This is a genomic window from Pseudomonas sp. AU11447 (genome assembly GCF_001672555.2).
GTDB lineage: Bacteria > Pseudomonadota > Gammaproteobacteria > Pseudomonadales > Pseudomonadaceae > Pseudomonas > Pseudomonas nitroreducens.
The window spans coordinates 131659-149628 of the sequence record NZ_LZDG02000038.1; the positions used below are offsets into that span (position 1 = coordinate 131659).

General features: G+C 63.9%; 15 protein-coding genes. 9 read left to right on the top strand and 6 right to left on the bottom strand.

Going from position 1 to position 17970, the window contains the following annotated elements:
- The first annotated feature begins 257 nt into the window (after positions 1–257).
- The 3 genes from rpsA (at position 258) to rarD (ending at position 3843) form a co-directional block, all read left to right on the top strand.
- The gene (rpsA, locus tag A6723_RS11970) at positions 258–1940 is read left to right on the top strand and encodes a 30S ribosomal protein S1 (protein WP_038803317.1); all 1683 of its coding nucleotides are present in this window, start codon (positions 258–260) and stop codon (positions 1938–1940) included.
- A 140-nt stretch (positions 1941–2080) separates the two neighbouring features.
- A complete protein-coding gene (locus A6723_RS11975; RefSeq protein ID WP_054907223.1) occupies positions 2081–2950 on the top strand; it encodes a carboxylate/amino acid/amine transporter in 870 nt (289 codons plus the stop codon).
- Positions 2947–3843, top strand: a complete 897-nt coding sequence (rarD, locus tag A6723_RS11980) for an EamA family transporter RarD (RefSeq protein ID WP_054907224.1) — start codon at positions 2947–2949, stop codon at positions 3841–3843. The genes A6723_RS11975 and rarD overlap by 4 nt, the downstream gene beginning before the upstream one ends.
- Before the next feature lie 37 nt (positions 3844–3880).
- Here rarD and A6723_RS11985 read toward each other — a convergent pair whose 3' ends face one another.
- The 3 genes from A6723_RS11985 to A6723_RS11995 form a co-directional block, all read right to left on the bottom strand.
- Positions 3881–4438, bottom strand: coding sequence for a C40 family peptidase (locus A6723_RS11985; RefSeq protein WP_371914055.1), 558 nt, complete (start codon positions 4436–4438; stop codon positions 3881–3883).
- A 391-nt stretch (positions 4439–4829) separates the two neighbouring features.
- Positions 4830–5234 carry an NUDIX domain-containing protein gene (locus A6723_RS11990; RefSeq protein WP_054907226.1) on the bottom strand — a complete coding sequence of 135 codons (405 nt, stop codon included), beginning with the start codon at positions 5232–5234 and terminating at the stop codon, positions 4830–4832.
- Positions 5231–5776: a dihydrofolate reductase family protein gene (locus A6723_RS11995; RefSeq protein ID WP_139092957.1), complete on the bottom strand. Its 546-nt coding sequence runs from the start codon at positions 5774–5776 to the stop codon at positions 5231–5233. The genes A6723_RS11990 and A6723_RS11995 overlap by 4 nt, the downstream gene beginning before the upstream one ends.
- Before the next feature lie 171 nt (positions 5777–5947).
- On the opposite strand from A6723_RS11995, the gene A6723_RS12000 reads away from it, so the two are divergent.
- On the top strand, positions 5948–7285 hold the full coding sequence (locus A6723_RS12000) for a DEAD/DEAH box helicase (protein WP_139092964.1): 1338 nt from the start codon (positions 5948–5950) through the stop codon (positions 7283–7285).
- Positions 7286–7344: 59 nt separating this feature from the next.
- Here A6723_RS12000 and A6723_RS12005 read toward each other — a convergent pair whose 3' ends face one another.
- Positions 7345–9009: an MFS transporter gene (locus tag A6723_RS12005; protein WP_054907229.1), complete on the bottom strand. Its 1665-nt coding sequence runs from the start codon at positions 9007–9009 to the stop codon at positions 7345–7347.
- Between the two features lie 221 nt (positions 9010–9230).
- On the opposite strand from A6723_RS12005, the gene A6723_RS12010 reads away from it, so the two are divergent.
- The gene (locus A6723_RS12010; RefSeq protein ID WP_054907230.1) at positions 9231–10526 is read left to right on the top strand and encodes a hypothetical protein; all 1296 of its coding nucleotides are present in this window, start codon (positions 9231–9233) and stop codon (positions 10524–10526) included.
- Positions 10527–10584: 58 nt separating this feature from the next.
- Here the strand turns inward: A6723_RS12010 and A6723_RS12015 are convergent, their stop codons facing one another.
- Both A6723_RS12015 and A6723_RS12020 read right to left on the bottom strand, forming a co-directional pair.
- Entirely contained in the window at positions 10585–10848 is a 264-nt protein-coding gene (locus A6723_RS12015) for a DUF2790 domain-containing protein (protein ID WP_024766324.1), read from the bottom strand.
- 473 nt (positions 10849–11321) lie between these two features.
- Positions 11322–13469 carry an FUSC family protein gene (locus A6723_RS12020; protein WP_054907231.1) on the bottom strand — a complete coding sequence of 716 codons (2148 nt, stop codon included), beginning with the start codon at positions 13467–13469 and terminating at the stop codon, positions 11322–11324.
- A gap of 344 nt (positions 13470–13813) precedes the next feature.
- Between A6723_RS12020 and A6723_RS12025 the strand changes: the two genes are divergently transcribed.
- From A6723_RS12025 to dctM, 4 genes are all read left to right on the top strand, one after another.
- Positions 13814–14761 carry a LysR family transcriptional regulator gene (locus A6723_RS12025; protein WP_054907232.1) on the top strand — a complete coding sequence of 316 codons (948 nt, stop codon included), beginning with the start codon at positions 13814–13816 and terminating at the stop codon, positions 14759–14761.
- 204 nt (positions 14762–14965) lie between these two features.
- Positions 14966–16009 carry a TRAP transporter substrate-binding protein gene (locus A6723_RS12030; RefSeq protein WP_054907233.1) on the top strand — a complete coding sequence of 348 codons (1044 nt, stop codon included), beginning with the start codon at positions 14966–14968 and terminating at the stop codon, positions 16007–16009.
- A 45-nt stretch (positions 16010–16054) separates the two neighbouring features.
- Positions 16055–16693 carry a TRAP transporter small permease gene (locus A6723_RS12035; protein WP_054907234.1) on the top strand — a complete coding sequence of 213 codons (639 nt, stop codon included), beginning with the start codon at positions 16055–16057 and terminating at the stop codon, positions 16691–16693.
- Positions 16690–17970 (top strand): C4-dicarboxylate TRAP transporter large permease protein DctM, encoded by a 1281-nt coding sequence (dctM, locus tag A6723_RS12040; protein ID WP_054907235.1) that lies wholly within the window; start codon positions 16690–16692, stop codon positions 17968–17970. The genes A6723_RS12035 and dctM overlap by 4 nt, the downstream gene beginning before the upstream one ends.

Genomic DNA, 17970 nt, shown 5'->3' on the forward strand with positions numbered 1-17970 from the left:
AGGACATCGGAAACCGGGGCGCCGATTGACGCAACCGACATCCGTTGCTACCATTCCAGACCTTGTATCGGGAGGGTTTCGCCCATATTGAGCGAAGCGTTCCCTTAAAATCTGAATGTGGAGCATCCGTTTCGGCGGGTGCAACAGGGGGCCGGCAGGATACCAGTCTTGATCCTGCTGGCTTCTTTTTCATCACTTGACCGTGTTCGCTGGTGGCGCGGAATCGGGCTTACAAGCCTTTGACTACAGGTATAGACATGAGCGAAAGCTTCGCAGAACTCTTTGAAGAAAGTCTTAAATCCCTCGACATGCAGCCGGGTGCAATCATCACCGGCATCGTGGTCGACATCGATGGTGACTGGGTCACCGTCCATGCCGGTCTGAAATCCGAGGGCGTCATCCCGGTCGAGCAGTTCTACAACGAACAGGGCGAGCTGACCATCAATGTGGGTGACGAAGTCCACGTTGCGCTTGACGCGGTAGAAGACGGCTTTGGTGAAACCAAGCTGTCCCGCGAAAAAGCCAAGCGTGCCGAGAGCTGGATCGTTCTGGAAGCTGCTTTCTCTGCCGACGAAGTGGTCAAAGGCGTCATCAACGGCAAGGTCAAGGGTGGCTTCACCGTCGACGTCAACGGCATCCGTGCGTTCCTGCCGGGTTCGCTGGTCGACGTGCGTCCGGTGCGCGACACCACTCACCTGGAAGGCAAAGAGCTCGAGTTCAAGGTCATCAAGCTGGACCAGAAGCGCAACAACGTTGTCGTTTCCCGCCGCAGCGTGCTGGAAGCCGAGAACAGCGCCGAGCGCGAAGCTCTGCTGGAATCCCTGCAGGAAGGCCAGCAGGTCAAAGGTATCGTCAAGAACCTCACCGACTACGGTGCGTTCGTTGACCTGGGCGGCGTCGATGGTCTGCTGCACATCACCGACATGGCCTGGAAGCGTATCAAGCATCCGTCGGAAATCGTCAACGTTGGCGACGAGATCGATGTCAAGGTTCTGAAGTTCGACCGCGAGCGCAACCGCGTATCCCTGGGCCTGAAGCAACTGGGCGAAGACCCATGGGTTGCCATCAAAGCCCGTTACCCGGAAGGCACCCGCGTTACCGCGCGCGTCACCAACCTCACCGACTACGGCTGCTTCGCCGAGCTGGAAGAGGGCGTGGAAGGCCTGGTACACGTCTCCGAAATGGACTGGACCAACAAGAACATCCACCCGTCGAAAGTCGTTCAGGTTGGCGACGAAGTGGAAGTTCAGGTTCTGGACATCGACGAAGAGCGTCGTCGTATCTCCCTGGGCATCAAGCAGTGCAAGTCCAACCCGTGGGAAGATTTCTCCAGCCGCTTCAACAAGGGCGACAAGATCTCCGGCACCATCAAGTCGATCACCGATTTCGGTATCTTCATCGGCCTGGAAGGCGGCATCGACGGTCTGGTTCACCTGTCCGACATCTCCTGGAACGAAGTTGGCGAAGAAGCCGTTCGCCGCTTCAAGAAGGGCGACGAGCTGGAAACCGTCATCCTCTCCGTTGATCCGGAGCGTGAGCGCATCTCCCTGGGCATCAAGCAGCTGGAAGACGATCCGTTCTCCAACTACGCATCGCTCAACGAGAAAGGCACCATCGTTCGCGGCACCGTGAAGGAAGTGGACGCCAAAGGCGCTGTCATCAGCCTGGGCGGCGAAATCGAAGGCATCCTGAAAGCCTCCGAAATCAGCCGTGACCGCGTTGAAGACGCTCGCAACGTTCTGAAAGAAGGCGAAGAAGTCGAAGCCAAGATCATCAGCATCGACCGTAAGAGCCGCGTCATCTCCCTCTCCATCAAGTCGAAAGACGTTGATGACGAGAAAGATGCGATGAAAGAACTGCGTCACAAGCAAGACGTAGAAGCCACTGGTCCGACCACCATCGGTGATCTGATTCGTGCTCAGATGGAGAACCAGGGCTAATCCCTGATTCACCATCCAAGGAAAAGGGCGACTTCGGTCGCCCTTTTTCGTTTCTGCCTTTCGCAGGGCGCGGGCGTACAGCGCTTTTCCTGTGCTGAGACTGACGCTATGTTGCCTGCCCCGTTCCGGTCTTCCTTTCCATGCCTTACCTGCTTTTCGTCACCGTCCTCTGGGCGTTCTCCTTCAGCCTGATCGGCGAATACCTCGCCGGGCAGGTCGACAGCTATTTCGCCGTGCTGACCCGCGTGGTGCTCGCCGGCCTGGTGTTCCTGCCACTGACCCGCTGGCGCGGCGTCGATCCTCGTTTCATTGGCGGGGTGATGCTGGCAGGCGCGCTGCAGTTCGGCATTACTTACGTTTGCCTGTACCAGAGTTTCCGGGTGCTGACGGTCCCGGAGGTGCTGCTGTTCACCGTGCTGACGCCGTTGCACGTGGCGCTGATCGATGACGCGTTGAACCGGCGCTTCAATGCCTGGGCGCTGCTGGCGGCCGCGGTAGCGGTGCTGGGCGCCGGGATCATTCGCTATGACGGCGTTAGCGGCGACTACATACAGGGCTTCCTCCTGCTGCAGGTGGCCAACGCGACCTTCGCAGCGGGGCAGGTGTTCTACAAGCATCTGGTGCGACGCTATCCCTCGGACATCCCGCAGTACCGCCGCTTCGGCTATTTCTTCGTCGGTGCGCTGCTGGTCGCGCTGCCGGGCTGGTTGCTGTTCGGTAATCCGCAGAAGCTGCCGACCACCGACCTGCAATGGGGCGTGCTGATCTGGATGGGGCTGCTGGCCACCGCGCTCGGGCAGTTCTGGTGGAACAAGGGGGGCACCATGGTGGATGCCGGCACCCTGGCGGTGATGAACAACCTGCATGTACCGGTGGGGCTGCTCATAAACCTGCTGATCTGGAACGAGGCCGCTGACTTGCCGCGCCTGGCGCTGGGTGGTGCGGTGATCGTTGCTTCGCTGGGCGTCAATCGCCTTGGCCTGCGCCGTCGCAAGGAGCGCTTCGCATGAATATCTCCGGACGTGGCGTAGCGCTGTCCCTGGCGTCTTCCGTGCTGTTCGTGACCTTGCCGGGTTACATCCATTCGCTGGCGCCGCTGACCAGCATCCAGGTGATCGCCCACCGGGTGGTCTGGTCGATTCCCATGGTCCTGCTGCTGGTGCTGTTCACCCGCCAGGGCGGAGTGCTGCGTGAGGCGGGCCGCCGTCTGTTGCGCGAGCCATGGCTGCTGGCATGCTTCCCGTTGACGGCGGCGATGATGCTGATCCAGTGGGGTGTGTTCATCTGGGCGCCCATGGTTGGGCGCACGCTGGAGCTGTCGCTGGGCTACTTCCTGCTGCCGCTGACCATGGTGCTCTGCGGCCGGGTGTTCTATGGCGAGCGTCTGACCACGTTGCAGGGCATTGCCGTCGCCTTCGCGCTGGCGGGCGTGCTGCACGAGTTGTGGCTGACCCGCGCGTTCTCCTGGTTCACCCTGATCACTGCGCTGGGCTATCCGCCGTATTTCATGCTGCGCCGCAAGATGGCGGTGGATTCGCTGTCCGGCTTCGTCTTCGAGATGATCGTGCTGCTGCCGTTCGCCCTGGCCGCCTTGTGGATAACTGATAGTGCCAAGGTGCTGGAAGAGGTGCCTCGCCTGTGGGCGCTGCTGCCGCTGCTGGGCCTGATCAGCGCGCTGGCGTTCGGCGCGATGATGGCGGCCAGCCGGCTGTTGCCCATGGGGCTGTTCGGGATTCTGAGTTATGTCGAGCCGGTGCTGCTGTTTGCCATCGCCGTGCTGTTCCTGGGCGAGGCATTCAACCCGGCGCAGATCTGGACCTACGGGCCGATCTGGATTGCCGTGCTGCTGACCGGTTGGGATAGCGCGCGACTGCTGCGCCGGCAGGCGCGTCGCGGCCTATAAGAGTTGAGCGCTCTCCCGCAAGGGGAGAGCGCCCTAATCAGTCGTAACGACCGCCGACGTCGGCTTTCGCCAGGGTTTCCGGCAGGATGCGGCGGGCAGCGGTGTAGTGCTTCTTCCAGTAGTCGCCACTGAGGTCAGAGACACGAACCTTCTGGCCGCGGCGCGGCGCATGGACGAACTGGTTGTCTCCGACGTAGATGCCGACATGGTCGACATTGCGACGGTTGTGGATGCGGAAGAACACCAGGTCGCCGGGCTGCAGATCGCCACGCGCCACTTTCGAGTTGCCGCGCATGCTGTACATCTGCTGCGCGGTACGCGGCAGGTCGACTTCGTCGACGTTCTGGAACACGTAGTTCACCAGGCCGCTGCAATCGAAGCCGCGCTTGGGCGAAGTGCCGCCCCAGCGGTATGGCGTGCCGATCATGCTGTAGGCACGCTGGGTGACCTGGTGCGCCTCGCTCTTGGTCGGCTTGACCGGCTTGGCATTGAAGGTCAGTAGGGCACTGCCCTGGACCGGGACTCGCAGATCAACCGGTGCAGGTTGATAGGTGCGCGTGATCTTGGAGGAGGCGGTTGCCTCGGTGGCGGCCAAGAGGGTCGCCAAGCCTATGGAAAGGCATGTCAAAAGGGTACTTCGCATTCGGCATGTCTTCTTGCTGGTTGATATCGCCCAGACTCCGCTGGATCGCCATTGTTGTCGGCGTGGTTTCCTTTGGTCCGCTCAAAAATTCCACGCATTCTGAACGACTTTTCATGACAGTTCGTACCGTCTGTCGACTCTGATATTTCCCCTGTGACTTGTAGGACGCTGCGTGACATGTGTTCGGACGCATCAGTCACGGCCTGACCTTATAGCCGGAAGCCCTATAAAACGGGGCTTTCGGCCGCGCGACGGAAAGCCGGCGGGTTGATGGCCAAAAGCCAGGCGCTTAAGGTTTCTTAAGGAAAAACCCGACGAAATGCAGGTAATTGTTCTGAACGAATCAGCCCAGATGGGCGAGCAGGGCGGGAAGAACCTGTTCGCTCAGCAGCGGGGCAAGGTTCTGTGGGTATTCGCCGGTCGGATCCAGCCAGGCGAGCTCTTCCAGCTCGGCGGCGGGCTGGACGGCATGGGGCAGGGCGGCGACGAAGACCTGGGCGTCCACGCGCATGTTCGCCTCGTTGGCGGCCTTGGCCTGGAAGTGGCCGAGCGGGGTCAGTGCGGAAGTCACAAGGTGCAGGTCGAGTTCTTCGCCCAGCTCGCGCAGCAGGGCCTGGACCGACGTCTCGCCGGGTTCGTGCTTGCCGCCGGGCAGCATGAAGGCCTGGGTGCCACGCTTTCGTACCAGCAGCAGGCGTCCGGCGTCATCGAGCAGGCAGGCGGCGGCGATACGAATGGTGGAGGTCATGGCGAGGGCGTTTCCTTCAGAACCTGGTAGCGCATCTGCACGATGCCGCTGGGAAAGCTGCGCTGCTCCAGCAGCTGCAGGCGTTGCTCGAGCCCGATGCTGAACAGCGGAATGCCGGCACCGAGCAGGTGCGGAATGATGCTGACGATCACTTCGTCGAGCAAGCCTGCGGCGAGGAAATTGCCCGCCAGGCTACCGCCGCCCACTAGCCAGATGCGCTGGCAGCCGCGTGCCTCCAGTGAGGCGAGGGCGTCTACCGGTGCGTAATGCTCAAGTTCCACCTGCGGCGCGGCCCTGGACAGGTGATTGGAGCGGGTCATGACCAGCGCAGGTTTGTCGGGGTACGGCCATTCGCCCTGGCTCAGGTAGAACAGATAGGTGGCGCGCCCCATGAGCAGGCCGTCGATGCTGGCATAGAAGGCGCTGTAGCCGTGGTCATCAACCTGGCTGCCGTGGCCTTCGAGCCAGTCCACGCTGCCATCAGGGCGGGCGATGTAGCCGTCGAGGCTGGCGGACACGTAATAAATGAGCGTCGATGGCACCTGCGTTCTCCTTTTTGTCAGGCCCATCAGAGCATGGCATCGCCCTTCGCCAAGCGACGGTACGTTTGTCGGATTATTGACGCGACGGTGCGCCGCAAGCGGCCGCCGGCAATATTTCCAGCGCGCAGGCTCGGCAAACATTAAGCTATGCAGCTATTTGGTCTTTACGTGATATCGAGGTCTGCCTTGTTCTCCCAATTCGCCCTCCACGAACGCCTGCTCAAGGCGCTCGATTCGTTGTCCTTCACCGAACCGACCCCGGTCCAGGCCGCGGCTATTCCGAAGGCCCTGGAGGGACGCGACCTGCGGGTGACGGCGCAGACCGGCAGCGGCAAGACCGCTGCCTTCGTGCTGCCGCTGCTGCATCGCCTGCTCAGCGAAGAGAAGCCCAAGAGCGGCGCCCGCGCGCTGATCCTGCTGCCGACCCGTGAGCTGGCCCAGCAGACCCTCAAGGAAGTCGAGCGCTTCGCCCAGTTCACCTACATCAAGGGCTGCCTGATCACCGGCGGCGAAGACTTCAAGGTGCAGGGGGCGCGCCTGCGCAAGAACCCGGAAATCATCATCGGCACGCCTGGCCGCCTGAACGAGCAATTCAACGCCGGCAACCTGCCGCTGGGCGATGTGGAAGTGCTGATCCTCGACGAAGCCGACCGCATGCTCGACATGGGCTTCTCCGAGGACGTGCTCAAGCTCGCGGCGCAGTGCCCGGCCGAGCGCCAGACCCTGCTGTTCTCCGCCACCAGCGGCAGCGGCCTGCACGAGATGGTCGAGAAGGTCCTGCGCGAGCCGGAAACTCTCCAGCTCAACCGCGTCAGCGAGCTGAACGAGGATGTCAGCCAGCAGGTGATCCTGACCGACCACACCGGGCACAAGGAAGAACTGTTGCAGTGGCTGCTGGCCAACGAGACCTATGAGAAGGCCATCGTCTTCACCAACACCCGCGTCGCTGCCGACCGCCTGACCGGCCGTCTGATCGCTGCCGGCCACAAGGTCTTCGTGCTGCACGGCGAGAAGGACCAGAAGGACCGCAAGCTGGCCATCGAGCGCCTGAAGCAGGGGGCGGTGAAGATCCTCGTCGCCACCGACGTGGCCGCCCGTGGCCTGGACGTCGACGGCCTGGACCTGGTGATCAACTTCGATATCCCGCGCCGTGGCGACGAATACGTGCACCGCATCGGCCGCACCGGCCGTGCCGGCGCCGGCGGCACCGCGATCTCGCTGGTCGGCCATGGCGACTGGAACCTGATGTCGAGCATCGAGCGCTACCTCAAGCTGCGCTTCGAGCTGCGCACCATCAAGGAACTCAAGGGCACCTACAAGGGGCCGAAAAAGGTCAAGGCGTCCGGCAAGGCTGCTGGCACCAAGAAGAAAAAGGACGATGCGAAGAAGACCGGCAGCAAGTCGCCGGCGAAGAAGAAGCCCGCCGCCAAGCCGAAATCCGGCCCCTCGAAGGTGGTGAGCCAGGACGGCCTGGCGCCGCTCAAGCGCAAGAAGCCGGCGGCTGAGTAAAACGCCTGCGTCACCCTAAACGCCTCTCCTGACCGAGAGGCGTTTTTATTTGTGCGCGGTTAACCCAGGGTTTCCGGCGGCGCTTCGTAGCTGCCGGACTCGTAGCTCACGCCGTGACGGATCACCGGCGGCGCGTCGCCATCGTGGAGGCTGGTCACGTTGTCGATGATGGTCTTGTCCTCGAGGGTGAGCCGATCGAGCATGCGCAGGTGGCCGATCCAGTTGTCCACCAGGAACAGCTCCTGCCAGACCTCGGGATTGCTCACGTCGCGGTACAGCGCCCAGCGTTCCGCGCCGTTACGCAGGCGCAGGCGGCGCAAGGGTTTGGCGGCGCGGACGAAGTCGCGGGTGCGCTCGGCGGGAATCCGATACTCGATGGAGACCATCACCGAGCCGCGCTCGGGGTTGAACACGAAGGTCGGCTGGCCCGGTACGCCGCCCGGTGCACGGGCGATGCTGGCGGAGTTCAGCTCCGGCAGGCGCGAGTTGTAGAGCAGCGCCACGGAGATCAGCAGCAGGCAGCCGGCGGCGATCAATGCGCCTTGCACGCCCATGGTTTCGGCGAAGTGGCCCCAGAGGAAGGAGCCTGCCGCCAGCCCGCCGTAGATGGCGGTCTGGTAGAGCGCCAGGGCACGCGCCTTGACCCAGTCGGGCACGAGGATCTGCACGGCCGAGTTGTAGGTGGCGACAGCGGCGATCCAGCAGGCGCCGCCCAGCACCAGCGCGGGGAAGATCACCCAGAGGTTGTCGACCCAGCCCAGGGTCAGCATGACCAGCGCCAGGGTGGCGGCGGCGAAGCTGATCAACCGGCTGCTGCCCAGCCACTGGCGAGCCTTGCTGACGATGGTGCTGGCGACAATGGCGCCAAGCCCGAGTGCCCCCAGCATGTAGCCGTAGACCGAGGCGCTGCCGTCCGGGTTACGGTGCGCCAGTAGCGGCAGGAGTGCCCAGATGGCGCTGGCGGAGAGACCGAACACCGCCGAGCGCAGCATCACCAGGCGGGTGACGCTGGAGTACTGGGTGAAACGCAGCGCGGCGATCACGCCCTCGAAGATGTGTTCCGGCGGCAGGGTGCGCTTGGGCACGTCGCGGCGCCATTGCCAGATCGCCCAGATCAGCGCGGCGTAGCAGATGCAGTTGAACAGGAACACCCAGGACGCGCCGGTGGCCGACAGCAGAAGGCCGCCGATGGCCGGGCCGACGGCGCGGGCGACGTTGTAGTTGACGCTGTTGAGCAGCACTGCGTCGCCGAGCATGCGCGGCGGCACCTGCTCGTTCACCGCCGCCTGCCAGGCGGGAATGGTGATCGAGCTGCCCAGCGATAGCCAGAGGATCGACACGATCAGCATCAGCGGGTCGAGATAGCCCATGAAGGCCAGCACCGTCACCAGTGCGGCACCGGAAAGTTCGACGCTCAAGCCCACCAGCATGATCTTGCGGCGGTCGTGGTTGTCGGCCAGCACGCCGGACATGATCGACAGCAGCACCAGCGGCAATGCCGAGGCGACCTGGATCATCGCAACCATCAGTGGGCTGGCGTGGGCCTCGGTGACCACCCAGGCGGCGGCGACCGACTGCGCCCAGGTGCCCAGGTTGGCGAACAGGTTGCAGATCCAGATGATGCGGAACGCGGCGATGCTGAAGGGGGCGAGTACGCCACTGCGAGGTTCGGCTGGATCGGGCTTGAGGGGGAGGTCGTGCTTGGGTGAAACGGACTGCAGCATGGGGACGCCCTTATTTCAAGTGGTCGGCACGCGTGTGGAACCGGTGCCTGTCCATGCCGGGCAAGTGTAGTGGCTGGGGCCGTATGCGCCATTGATGATGGTCAGGCGTGGCGTTATCGGTGACTTGTGCTGGCAAGCTTCGACAGTGCCGGCAGGGCTTTGTGTTGTTAGTCTGCGTCGGAATTTTCCGAATTGCATTGCCAAATAAGAGCGAAAAGCCGATGAAGCGTCTTTCCACCTGCCTGCTGGCTGGCCTGCTGGTCCTGCCGCAAAGTCTCTGGGCCTGGTCCAATCACACCCTGGGCAGCTACATCGCCCTGCAGCAGTTGCCGGCCGTCGTCCAGGCGCCGGACGTCGAGGTCGAGCCGCTGGAGAGCTTCATCAGCCAGCAGCGTGCCGGCCTGGTGAAGCTGCTGGACGAGCAGGAAGCCTATGCGCGCGAGCATTTCCGCGAGTATCCGCCGCGTCCGGATGACCTGCGCTTCACCGAGGGTGGCCGCGACGATCTGCGCAAGGCCTTCCTCATGGCGCTGCGCCTGAATCCGGAGATCAAACTGGCCACCGCCGTGCAGCCTCCGCCTGGTGGTGAGTTGCCGAATCATGTGGCGTTGCAGCCGGCCGAGGTGCTGGTGTTCCGCAACCTGTCCGGCTGGAACCAGTGGCGTTTCGTGCAGTTGCAGGCTGGCGAGAAGATTCCGGCCATCGACGTGCTGGCCAGCGCTGCCGACGAGCCGGACTTCGGTCACGACATCAACCTGTTCAGCGACAACCCCGGCGAAGCCGGCCAGCGCTACGGCTTCGGTACCCAGCCGTTCGGCGACCCGCGCTACGAGTTCAGCTCCCAGGCGCCGTTCCACATGGGCTTCTACCATGAGGACGCGATTATCTTCACCGGCGCACCGTACCTGGAGCGCAATTGGCCGGAATGGCGCGCGTATCAGTTCTTCGGCCTGGCGCGCTTTGCCTTCGAGAACGGCCATCCCTACTGGGGCTACCGCTTCCTCGGCTGGGCGATGCACTACATCCAGGACATGACGCAGCCCTATCACTCGACGCCGCTGCCGGGCGAGACCACCGCCAGCATGCTGTGGACGGCGGGCAAGTCCATGGCGGGCTTTGATGCCGACAAGCAGGCGGCGATCCAGCGCGTGGCGGACCGGCATACGGGCGTGGAGCGTTATCAGGTGGACTGGCTGCGCGAGACGCTGCGCCTGGGCGGGCAGTCGCCGTTGCTGACGGCCTATGCGGATGTGAGTACTGACGGCACTTATCCACCGTACTCGACGCAATACCTGCGTGAGGTGGTAGCGAGCGAATCCCATGCCCATGCGGCGGCGTTCGATGCGGCGATCGGCCATTGGCTGGAAAACGAGAAGGCGCCAGCGGGGGATTTCAGCGCGGGGAACTCACCGGAGCCGTTCCGGCACGATGAGGCGTTGGATGAGCAGATTCTGCAATTGATCCGGCACTTCGGTGCGCACAGTCGCAACATTGCGAAGGCAGCCCTGCAGCCGTAAAAGAGGGCTGGCAGTTGCGCCGGGGCTGCGTGGGCCTCGGCGCAACTGCACAAGTCGCTTAGCCGCCGGAGCAGCCGTTGCCCCACACCTGGTATTCGACGGTGTGGCGCTGACCCTGGGTATCTTCGTAGGTCATGCGCGCCGGCACGATGCCGCACTCGTTGGACACGTCGGTGGTCGAGATCACGTGGGCGACGTCCAGTTTCATGTCGTAGGTGTACTGCTCCACGGCCGCGCTTGGCGCCTGGTCGGCGGCGTTCACCTGCTCGGCCAGGGCGAGCGAAGAGAAGCCCAGCATGGCCAGGATGACTACAGCTTTCATGAATTTACCTGCCTTGTTCCCGGTGTCCGGACGTGACGGGTCCGTGACGTTCAGCGGATGGCTGCGTCGGGAATCGTTGGGGTTGATTACGGGTCTTGGGTGGTGTTGCGGCGCGCGCTGTAACAGCACGGAAATAATAGGATTTGCCTGACCTGAGTCATATATCCAGGCGCCAACAAGACTTCGTACTCAGAGGCAATAATCCAGGATTGACGCGGGTTTCAGGGATGTTCCTGCGGCGGGTGGTCGCAGGTTCTGGCAATTTCGGGACGCAGTTGCAGGGGGCGTAGGAGCGGACTTCGTCCGCGATCGATTCCGCATCGCGCCCAGGCCAATCGCGGACGGAGTCCGCTCCCACGAAACGATCTGAAATTCGGTGCCGTGCCGTGCCGTGCGGTTCGCGAGCAAGCTCGCTCCTACAGGTGGATGTCGGATCTTGTGTAGGAGCGAGCTTGCTCGCGAACCCGACCCGCTCAATCGCGCAGGGGCGACTGTGGATCGAGCAGCGAGGTGCGGATGAAGTGCAGGTAGCTGCACACGCGGCGCAAGGGCGAGGAATCGAAGTGCGGCGGGCGGCGATCGTCGGTAGTGCGGGTCGCGTGGATCGCGTGCTCCACGGCAGCCAGCGCACGCTGGCGGTTGCTCTCGCTGGGCTGGATGAACAGCCGGATCAGCGCCCGGCCCAGCGCGCGGATGGCCCGGCGCCAGGGCATGCGCTCGGCGTACCAGGGCTCTTTCGGCAGGGCCTCCTGCTCGCGGCGCAACTCGATGATCGACAGGCCGATCTCCTGCACCTGGAAGGTCCAGCGCAGCAGCCGGCGTTGCACGTCCGGGCGGCCTGTGGATAACCCATACGCCTGGTTCAGCAGGTCGCGGGTGCCACTCTCGAAATTGGACGACAGGCCCTTCAGCGGATCGCTGATCACCCGTACTACGCGCAGGCGCAGCTCGGCTTCCAGGCGCTCCCACAACCATGGCCGGTTGGGTGGCAGGATGACGATCGCCGCGACGACGGCCATGCCCATCGACAGCAGCATCGCCAGGTATTCGTTGATGAAGGTGTAGGCATCGTAGCGCGCCAGGTTCGCCGGCAGCGAGGCGATGCAGAACCACACCAGCAGGCCGACGCCGTAGCCGCTCCACTTCGGCCGGGTGATCAGGAAGGCGCCGAGGGCGAACACCGGGGTGAGCACGAAGCACAGCAGCGGGAAGCCGTCGATGTGCGGCAGCACGCGGAAGGTAAGGATGAACCCCAGCGTGGCGCCCAGCAGCGTGCCGAGGGTCAGTTGCAGTGACAGGCGCTTGGGATTGGGTGAGGCGGAGGAGAGCGCTGCGATCAGTACCGAGGTCAGCGCGAATGTGGCGCCGCTGAGCCAGGATGTTTCGATCCAGAACACACCGCCGACGATTACCAACAGCGCGCAACGGAAGCCCGCTACGGCGGCGGCAAGCGCATTCGCCTTGGGCGTGAAGCGCTCCTTCCACTGCTCGCGCTCGTGCTTGTGCGCGGCGAGCGAGGCGTGGGTCTGCGCATAGTTGTGCATGTCGTCGACGAAGCGGAAGAGCAGCTCGGCGGCGGTCTCGAAATCCAGCTGGTCGGCCTCTCGCGGGCAGGTGTGGCCGAGGCTGGCACGGGCTTCGCGGATGCGCGGCATCAGGTGATGCTTGCACAGTTCGAGCTGCACGCTCAGGCGCTCGGCATCCGCTTCGGCGAGTGGCCGGCCGTGCCAGCTGGCGAGCAATTCGCTGACATCGATCAGGCAGGGCATCAGCACTTCCAGTACATTGCTGGCCTGCCGCTCGCGCAGGCGGTCGAGCAGGCGCTGCAAGGCGTGGAAGCGCGTCGTCAGTTGCATGAACTCGCTGTTCAGCCGCGCCAGGCGGCCGCTGCGCAGGCGCATGTGCGGGTCTTCGAAGGCGGTGACATTGCGCAGGCTTTCCAGGCCCACGACCTCGGCGGCGATGCGCGCACTGGCCTGTTCGAAGCGCTCGCGTTCCAGCGTGCCGTTGAGGCCGGCGCTGGCGAGGCCGGCGAAGTCACCGAAGCGAGTGTTCAGCGCATTGCGCAGGGCGGCGGTGCTGGTCTGCGGTAGCACGACGGCGCTGACCACGCCGGTGCAGAGAATCCCCAGGGTGATCTCGATCACCCGCCACAGCGCCTGCATGAAGGCGCCTTCGGGGTGCAGCGTGGCGGGAATGCCGATCATCACGGCGGTGTAGCCGGCCAGGAGGCAGGCATAGGCGCGGAAGTCGCGATAGCGTGCCGCACCGGCGGTGCACAGGCCGACCCAGATCGCCACGCAGAGCAGGAACAGCACGCGCTCCTGGGCGAACAGGGCGATGAAGGTGACCATCACCGTGAGCCCGGCCAGCGTGCCGAGGATGCGGTAGAAACTCTTTGCCAGCACCTGGCCGCTCTGCGGCTGCAGCACGATGAAGGCGCTGACCAGCACGGTATTGGGCTGCGGCAGCTCCAGACGGTAGGCCAGCCACAACGCCGTGAAGGCAGTGATCAGCGTCTTGAGGATGAACATCCAGGTAACGCCATCGGTGTGCGCCCAGTCGGACAGGGCGAAACGCACCGCGGCGGCCTTGGGCAGGCGCACGGACAGACTGCTCATCAGGCTTATCTCGGCAGGCGGTGGTCGGGCTGGATCGGGCCTTGAGGACCCTGTAGTTCGAGGTGCAGAGGAGTGGGAGGCACGTTGCACGAAAGGCGGAGCACGGGTGCGAATCCTGGGGTGTCGCGGTAGACCGCGTTGGGGACGGCGATTCTAGAAGTGCGCCGGGGGGCAGGATAAGCTGACGGTTGGATGAATTATTGTTGCCTGAAAGGACAATAATCCCGTCGCGACAGGTATGCGACAATTCGCCACCTGTCATGAATCTGTAACAAGGCGTTGCTCGTCCGAGCGCCGTTGCAGAGGCCGCCCGCCGTGGCGTGGACAGGCTCTCAGGAGAAATGATGGACCTGCTGCACAACATGCGTGCTTTTGTCTGTGTCGCCGAGACCGGCAGCTTCACCGCCGCCGCCCAGCGCATGGACCTCACCACCGCGTACGTCTCGCGGACGGTGGCCAAACTCGAAGCGCACCTGCGTACCCGCCTGCTGCACCGCACCACCCGCCGCATCGCCCTCACCGAAGCCGGCCAGCGCTACCTGCAGCGCTGCCAGCAGATCCTCGGTTACATCGAGGAAGCCGAGGCCGAAGCAGGCGATGCCCACGCCCGGCCCCACGGCAAGGTGAAGGTGCATGCCATGACCGGCATCGGCCAGCACTATCTGATCCGTGCGATCTCGCAGTACTGCGAGATCTACCCGGAGGTCACCTTCGACCTGACCCTGGCGAACCGCATTACCGACATCCTCGACGAGGGCTACGACATCTCCGTGGTCATCGCCCAGGAGTTGCCGGACTCGGGCTTCGTCTCCAAGCGTATCGGCAAGACCTACAGCGTGCTCTGCGCATCCCCCGAGTACGTGGCGCGCCAGGGCATGCCCAAGAAGCTTGCAGAGCTCACCGATCACCGTTGCCTGCGTCTGGTGAACTCGGTGATGTCGCTGGACAAGTGGCTGTTCGACGGCCCCGATGGCCAGGAAATGGTCGGCATCAACCACAGCCACTTCCAGGTCAACACCGCCGACGCCATGACCGAGGCGGTACGCGCCGGTATGGGCATCGGCGCGCTGCCGGTGTATTCCGCCGTGCAAGGGCTCAAGGATGGCAGCCTGGTGCGCGTGCTGCCCGACTACAGCCTGTTCCACCTGAATGTCTACGCGCTGTACCCGTCGCGCCAGTACCTCGACGCGAAGATCCGTACCTGGGTGGAGTTCCTCCGTGATTGCGTGCCCGGCATGCTCGAGGAACACGAGCGGATGATGCTCGAGCACCGTACGCGGGTGCCGGGCTGACGCGCCATCCCGCAGCCTTGAGCTGTTGATCCTTTCCGCGCCCGGCCCCTGCCGGGCGTTTCTTTTCGCATCTGGCGTTCCGTTTTTTCGAACGCGGCTTTGGGAAAAGATGAATTCTCCGAACGCCAGCATTTGCGTCAGTCTCCCTGCGAGCCTGTTCCCAGGCTCACCTCGCAAGCACAAGAACAAATTGAGGGTGACGCGATGTTTGGATCGAGGCTCGGATCGACAGGGCGGGCGTTGCTCGCCGTCCTGGCGTTGGCCTGCGCTACTGCCACACAGGCTGCCGATGAACCGCAGGCTGCCAAAGAACCGACTGTTCATGAACCCATAGTGATCAAGTTCGCCCACGTGGTCGCCGAGAACACGCCCAAGGGGCAGGGGGCGCTGATGTTCAAGCGCCTGGCCGAAGAGCGCCTGCCCGGCCGGGTGCGCGTGGAGGTCTACCCGAACTCCTCGCTGTTTGGTGACGGCAAGGAAATGGAAGCCCTGCTGCTGGGCGACGTGCAGATGCTCGCGCCGTCCCTGGCCAAGTTCGAGCAGTACACCAAGAAGGTGCAGATCTTCGACCTGCCGTTCCTCTTCGACGACATCCAGGCCGTCGACAACTTCCAGCGCAGCCCACAGGGCCAGAGCCTGCTGACCAGCATGCAGGGCAAGGGCATCCTCGGCCTGGCGTACTGGCACAACGGGATGAAGCAGCTGTCGGCCAACCGCCTGCTGCTGGAGCCAAGCGATGCGCGGGGGCTGAAGTTCCGCGTACAGGCCTCGGACGTGCTCAACGAGCAGTTCCGCACGCTGCGCGCCATTTCCCGCAAGATGTCTTTCGCCGAGGTCTACCAGGGCCTGCAGACCGGCGTGGTGAATGGCACCGAGAACACCTGGTCGAACTACGAGAGCCAGAAGGTCAACGAGGTGCAGAAGTACTTCACCGAGTCCAACCACGGGCTGGTGGACTACATGGTGATCACCAACGCGAAGTTCTGGAACGGCCTGCCGCCGGACATCCGCGACGCGCTGCAGAAGATCATGGCCGAGGTCACCGTGCAGGTGAACCTGGAAGCCGAGCGCCTGAACCGCGACGCCCGCCAGCGCATCCTCGCCAGCGGCGGCAGTGAGATCCACGCGCTCACCGCGCAGCAGCGCGCCGAGTGGCGCGAGGCGATGCAGCCGGTGTGGCAGAAATTCCGCGACAACGTCGGCGCCGATTTCCTCCAGGCCGCCGAAGCCTCCAATCGTCCCCATTGATCCGTCCGGCCCCGCTGGATGGCGGGGCTTTCTGGAGCTTATTCCATGAATCGACTCGTGCGCGTCTGGAACCACTTCGAGGAAGGCGCCATCGCCTTCCTGCTGGCGACCATGACGCTGGTGACCTTCGTCTACGTGGTGATGACCAACGTCTTCACCCTGTTCTATGACCTGGGTGATCGCCTGCCCGCCGTGCAGGCACCGTTCTACGCCATCGGCGATGCGATCCTCGGCGTCGCCCAGGACATGTCCTGGAGCAACGCGCTGACCAAGGCCCTGTTCGGCTGGCTGATCTTCTTCGGCATCGCCTACGGCGTGCGTACTGCCGGCCACCTGGGCGTGGACGCGCTGGTGAAGCTGGCGCCGCGCCCGGTGCAACGTTTCATCGGTGTGCTCGCCTGCCTCTGCTGCCTGGGCTACGCCGGGCTGTTCATGGTCGCCAGCTTCGACTGGGTGAAGACGTTGTTCATCGCCGGCATCGGCGCCGAAGACCTCGACCACTTCGGCATCCTCCAGGCCTACATCGCGGTGATTGTGCCCATCGGCTTCGGTCTGGTGCTCCTGCGTTACCTGGAAATCCTCGTCAGCCTGTTGCGCGGCCGCCAGCTCGGCCTGGGCCTTGCCGACGAGGCTGCGGAGGCCTCGAAACTGGCTGGCGAAGAAGCCGCGGAGAACCGTCCATGACCGTGATGATGCTGTTCCTCCTGCTGTTCGTCTTCATGTTCATCGGCGTGCCCATCGCCATTTCCCTGGGGCTTTCCGGCGCACTGACGATCCTGCTGTTCAGCCCGGACTCGGTGCGCTCGCTGGCGATCAAGCTGTTCGAGACCTCCGAGGCCTACACGCTGCTGGCGATCCCGTTCTTCCTGCTCTCCGGCGCGTTCATGACCACCGGTGGCGTGGCGCGCCGGTTGATCGATTTCGCCAACGCCTGCGTCGGCCACATCCGTGGCGGCCTGGCGATTGCAGCGGTGCTGGCGTGCATGCTGTTCGCCGCGTTGTCTGGTTCGTCGCCGGCAACGGTGGCGGCGGTGGGCTCGATTGCGGTAGCCGGTATGGTGCGCTCGGGCTACCCGCGCGAGTTCGGCGCCGGGATCATCTGCAACGCCGGAACCCTGGGCATCCTGATCCCGCCGTCGATCGTCATGGTGGTGTACTCCGCCGCCACCGAGACTTCGGTGGGCAAGCTGTTCGTCGCTGGCGTGGTGCCGGGCCTGCTGCTGGGCGTGATCCTGATGGTGGTGATCTACATCGTCGCGCGGGTGAAGAATCTTCCGGCACAGCCGCGCGCCAGCCTGCGCGAGTGGCTGTCCGCTGCACGCCGTGCCGGCTGGGGGTTGCTGCTGCTGGTGATCATCCTCGGCGGCATCTACTCCGGGCTGTTCACGCCGACCGAAGCGGCGGCGGTGGCGGCGGTCTATTCGGCCTTCGTCGCGCTGTTCGTCTACAAGGACATGCGCCTGCGCGACTGCCCCAAGGTGCTGGTGGAGTCGGGGCGGTTGAGCATCATGCTGATGTTCATCATCGCCAACGCCATGCTCTTCGCCCACGTGCTGACCACCGAGCAGATTCCCCAGCAGATCACCGAGTGGGTGATGCAGGAAGGGCTGACGCCGATCGGCTTCCTGCTGATGGTCAACGTGGTACTGCTGGTGGCCGGCAGCTTCATGGAGCCATCGGCCATCGTGCTGATCCTGGCGCCGATCTTCTTCCCCATCGCCATGCGCCTGGGGATCGACCCGATCCACCTGGGGATAGTCATGGTGGTGAACATGGAGATCGGCCTGGTCCATCCGCCGGTGGGGCTCAACCTGTTCGTCACCTCCGCAGTCACCGGGTTGCCGCTGGGCTCGACCATCCGCGCGGCGCTGCCGTGGCTGATGATCCTGCTGCTGTTCCTGATCCTGGTGACCTACGTGCCCTACATCTCGCTGGCGTTGCCGCACGCGCTGGGCATGTGA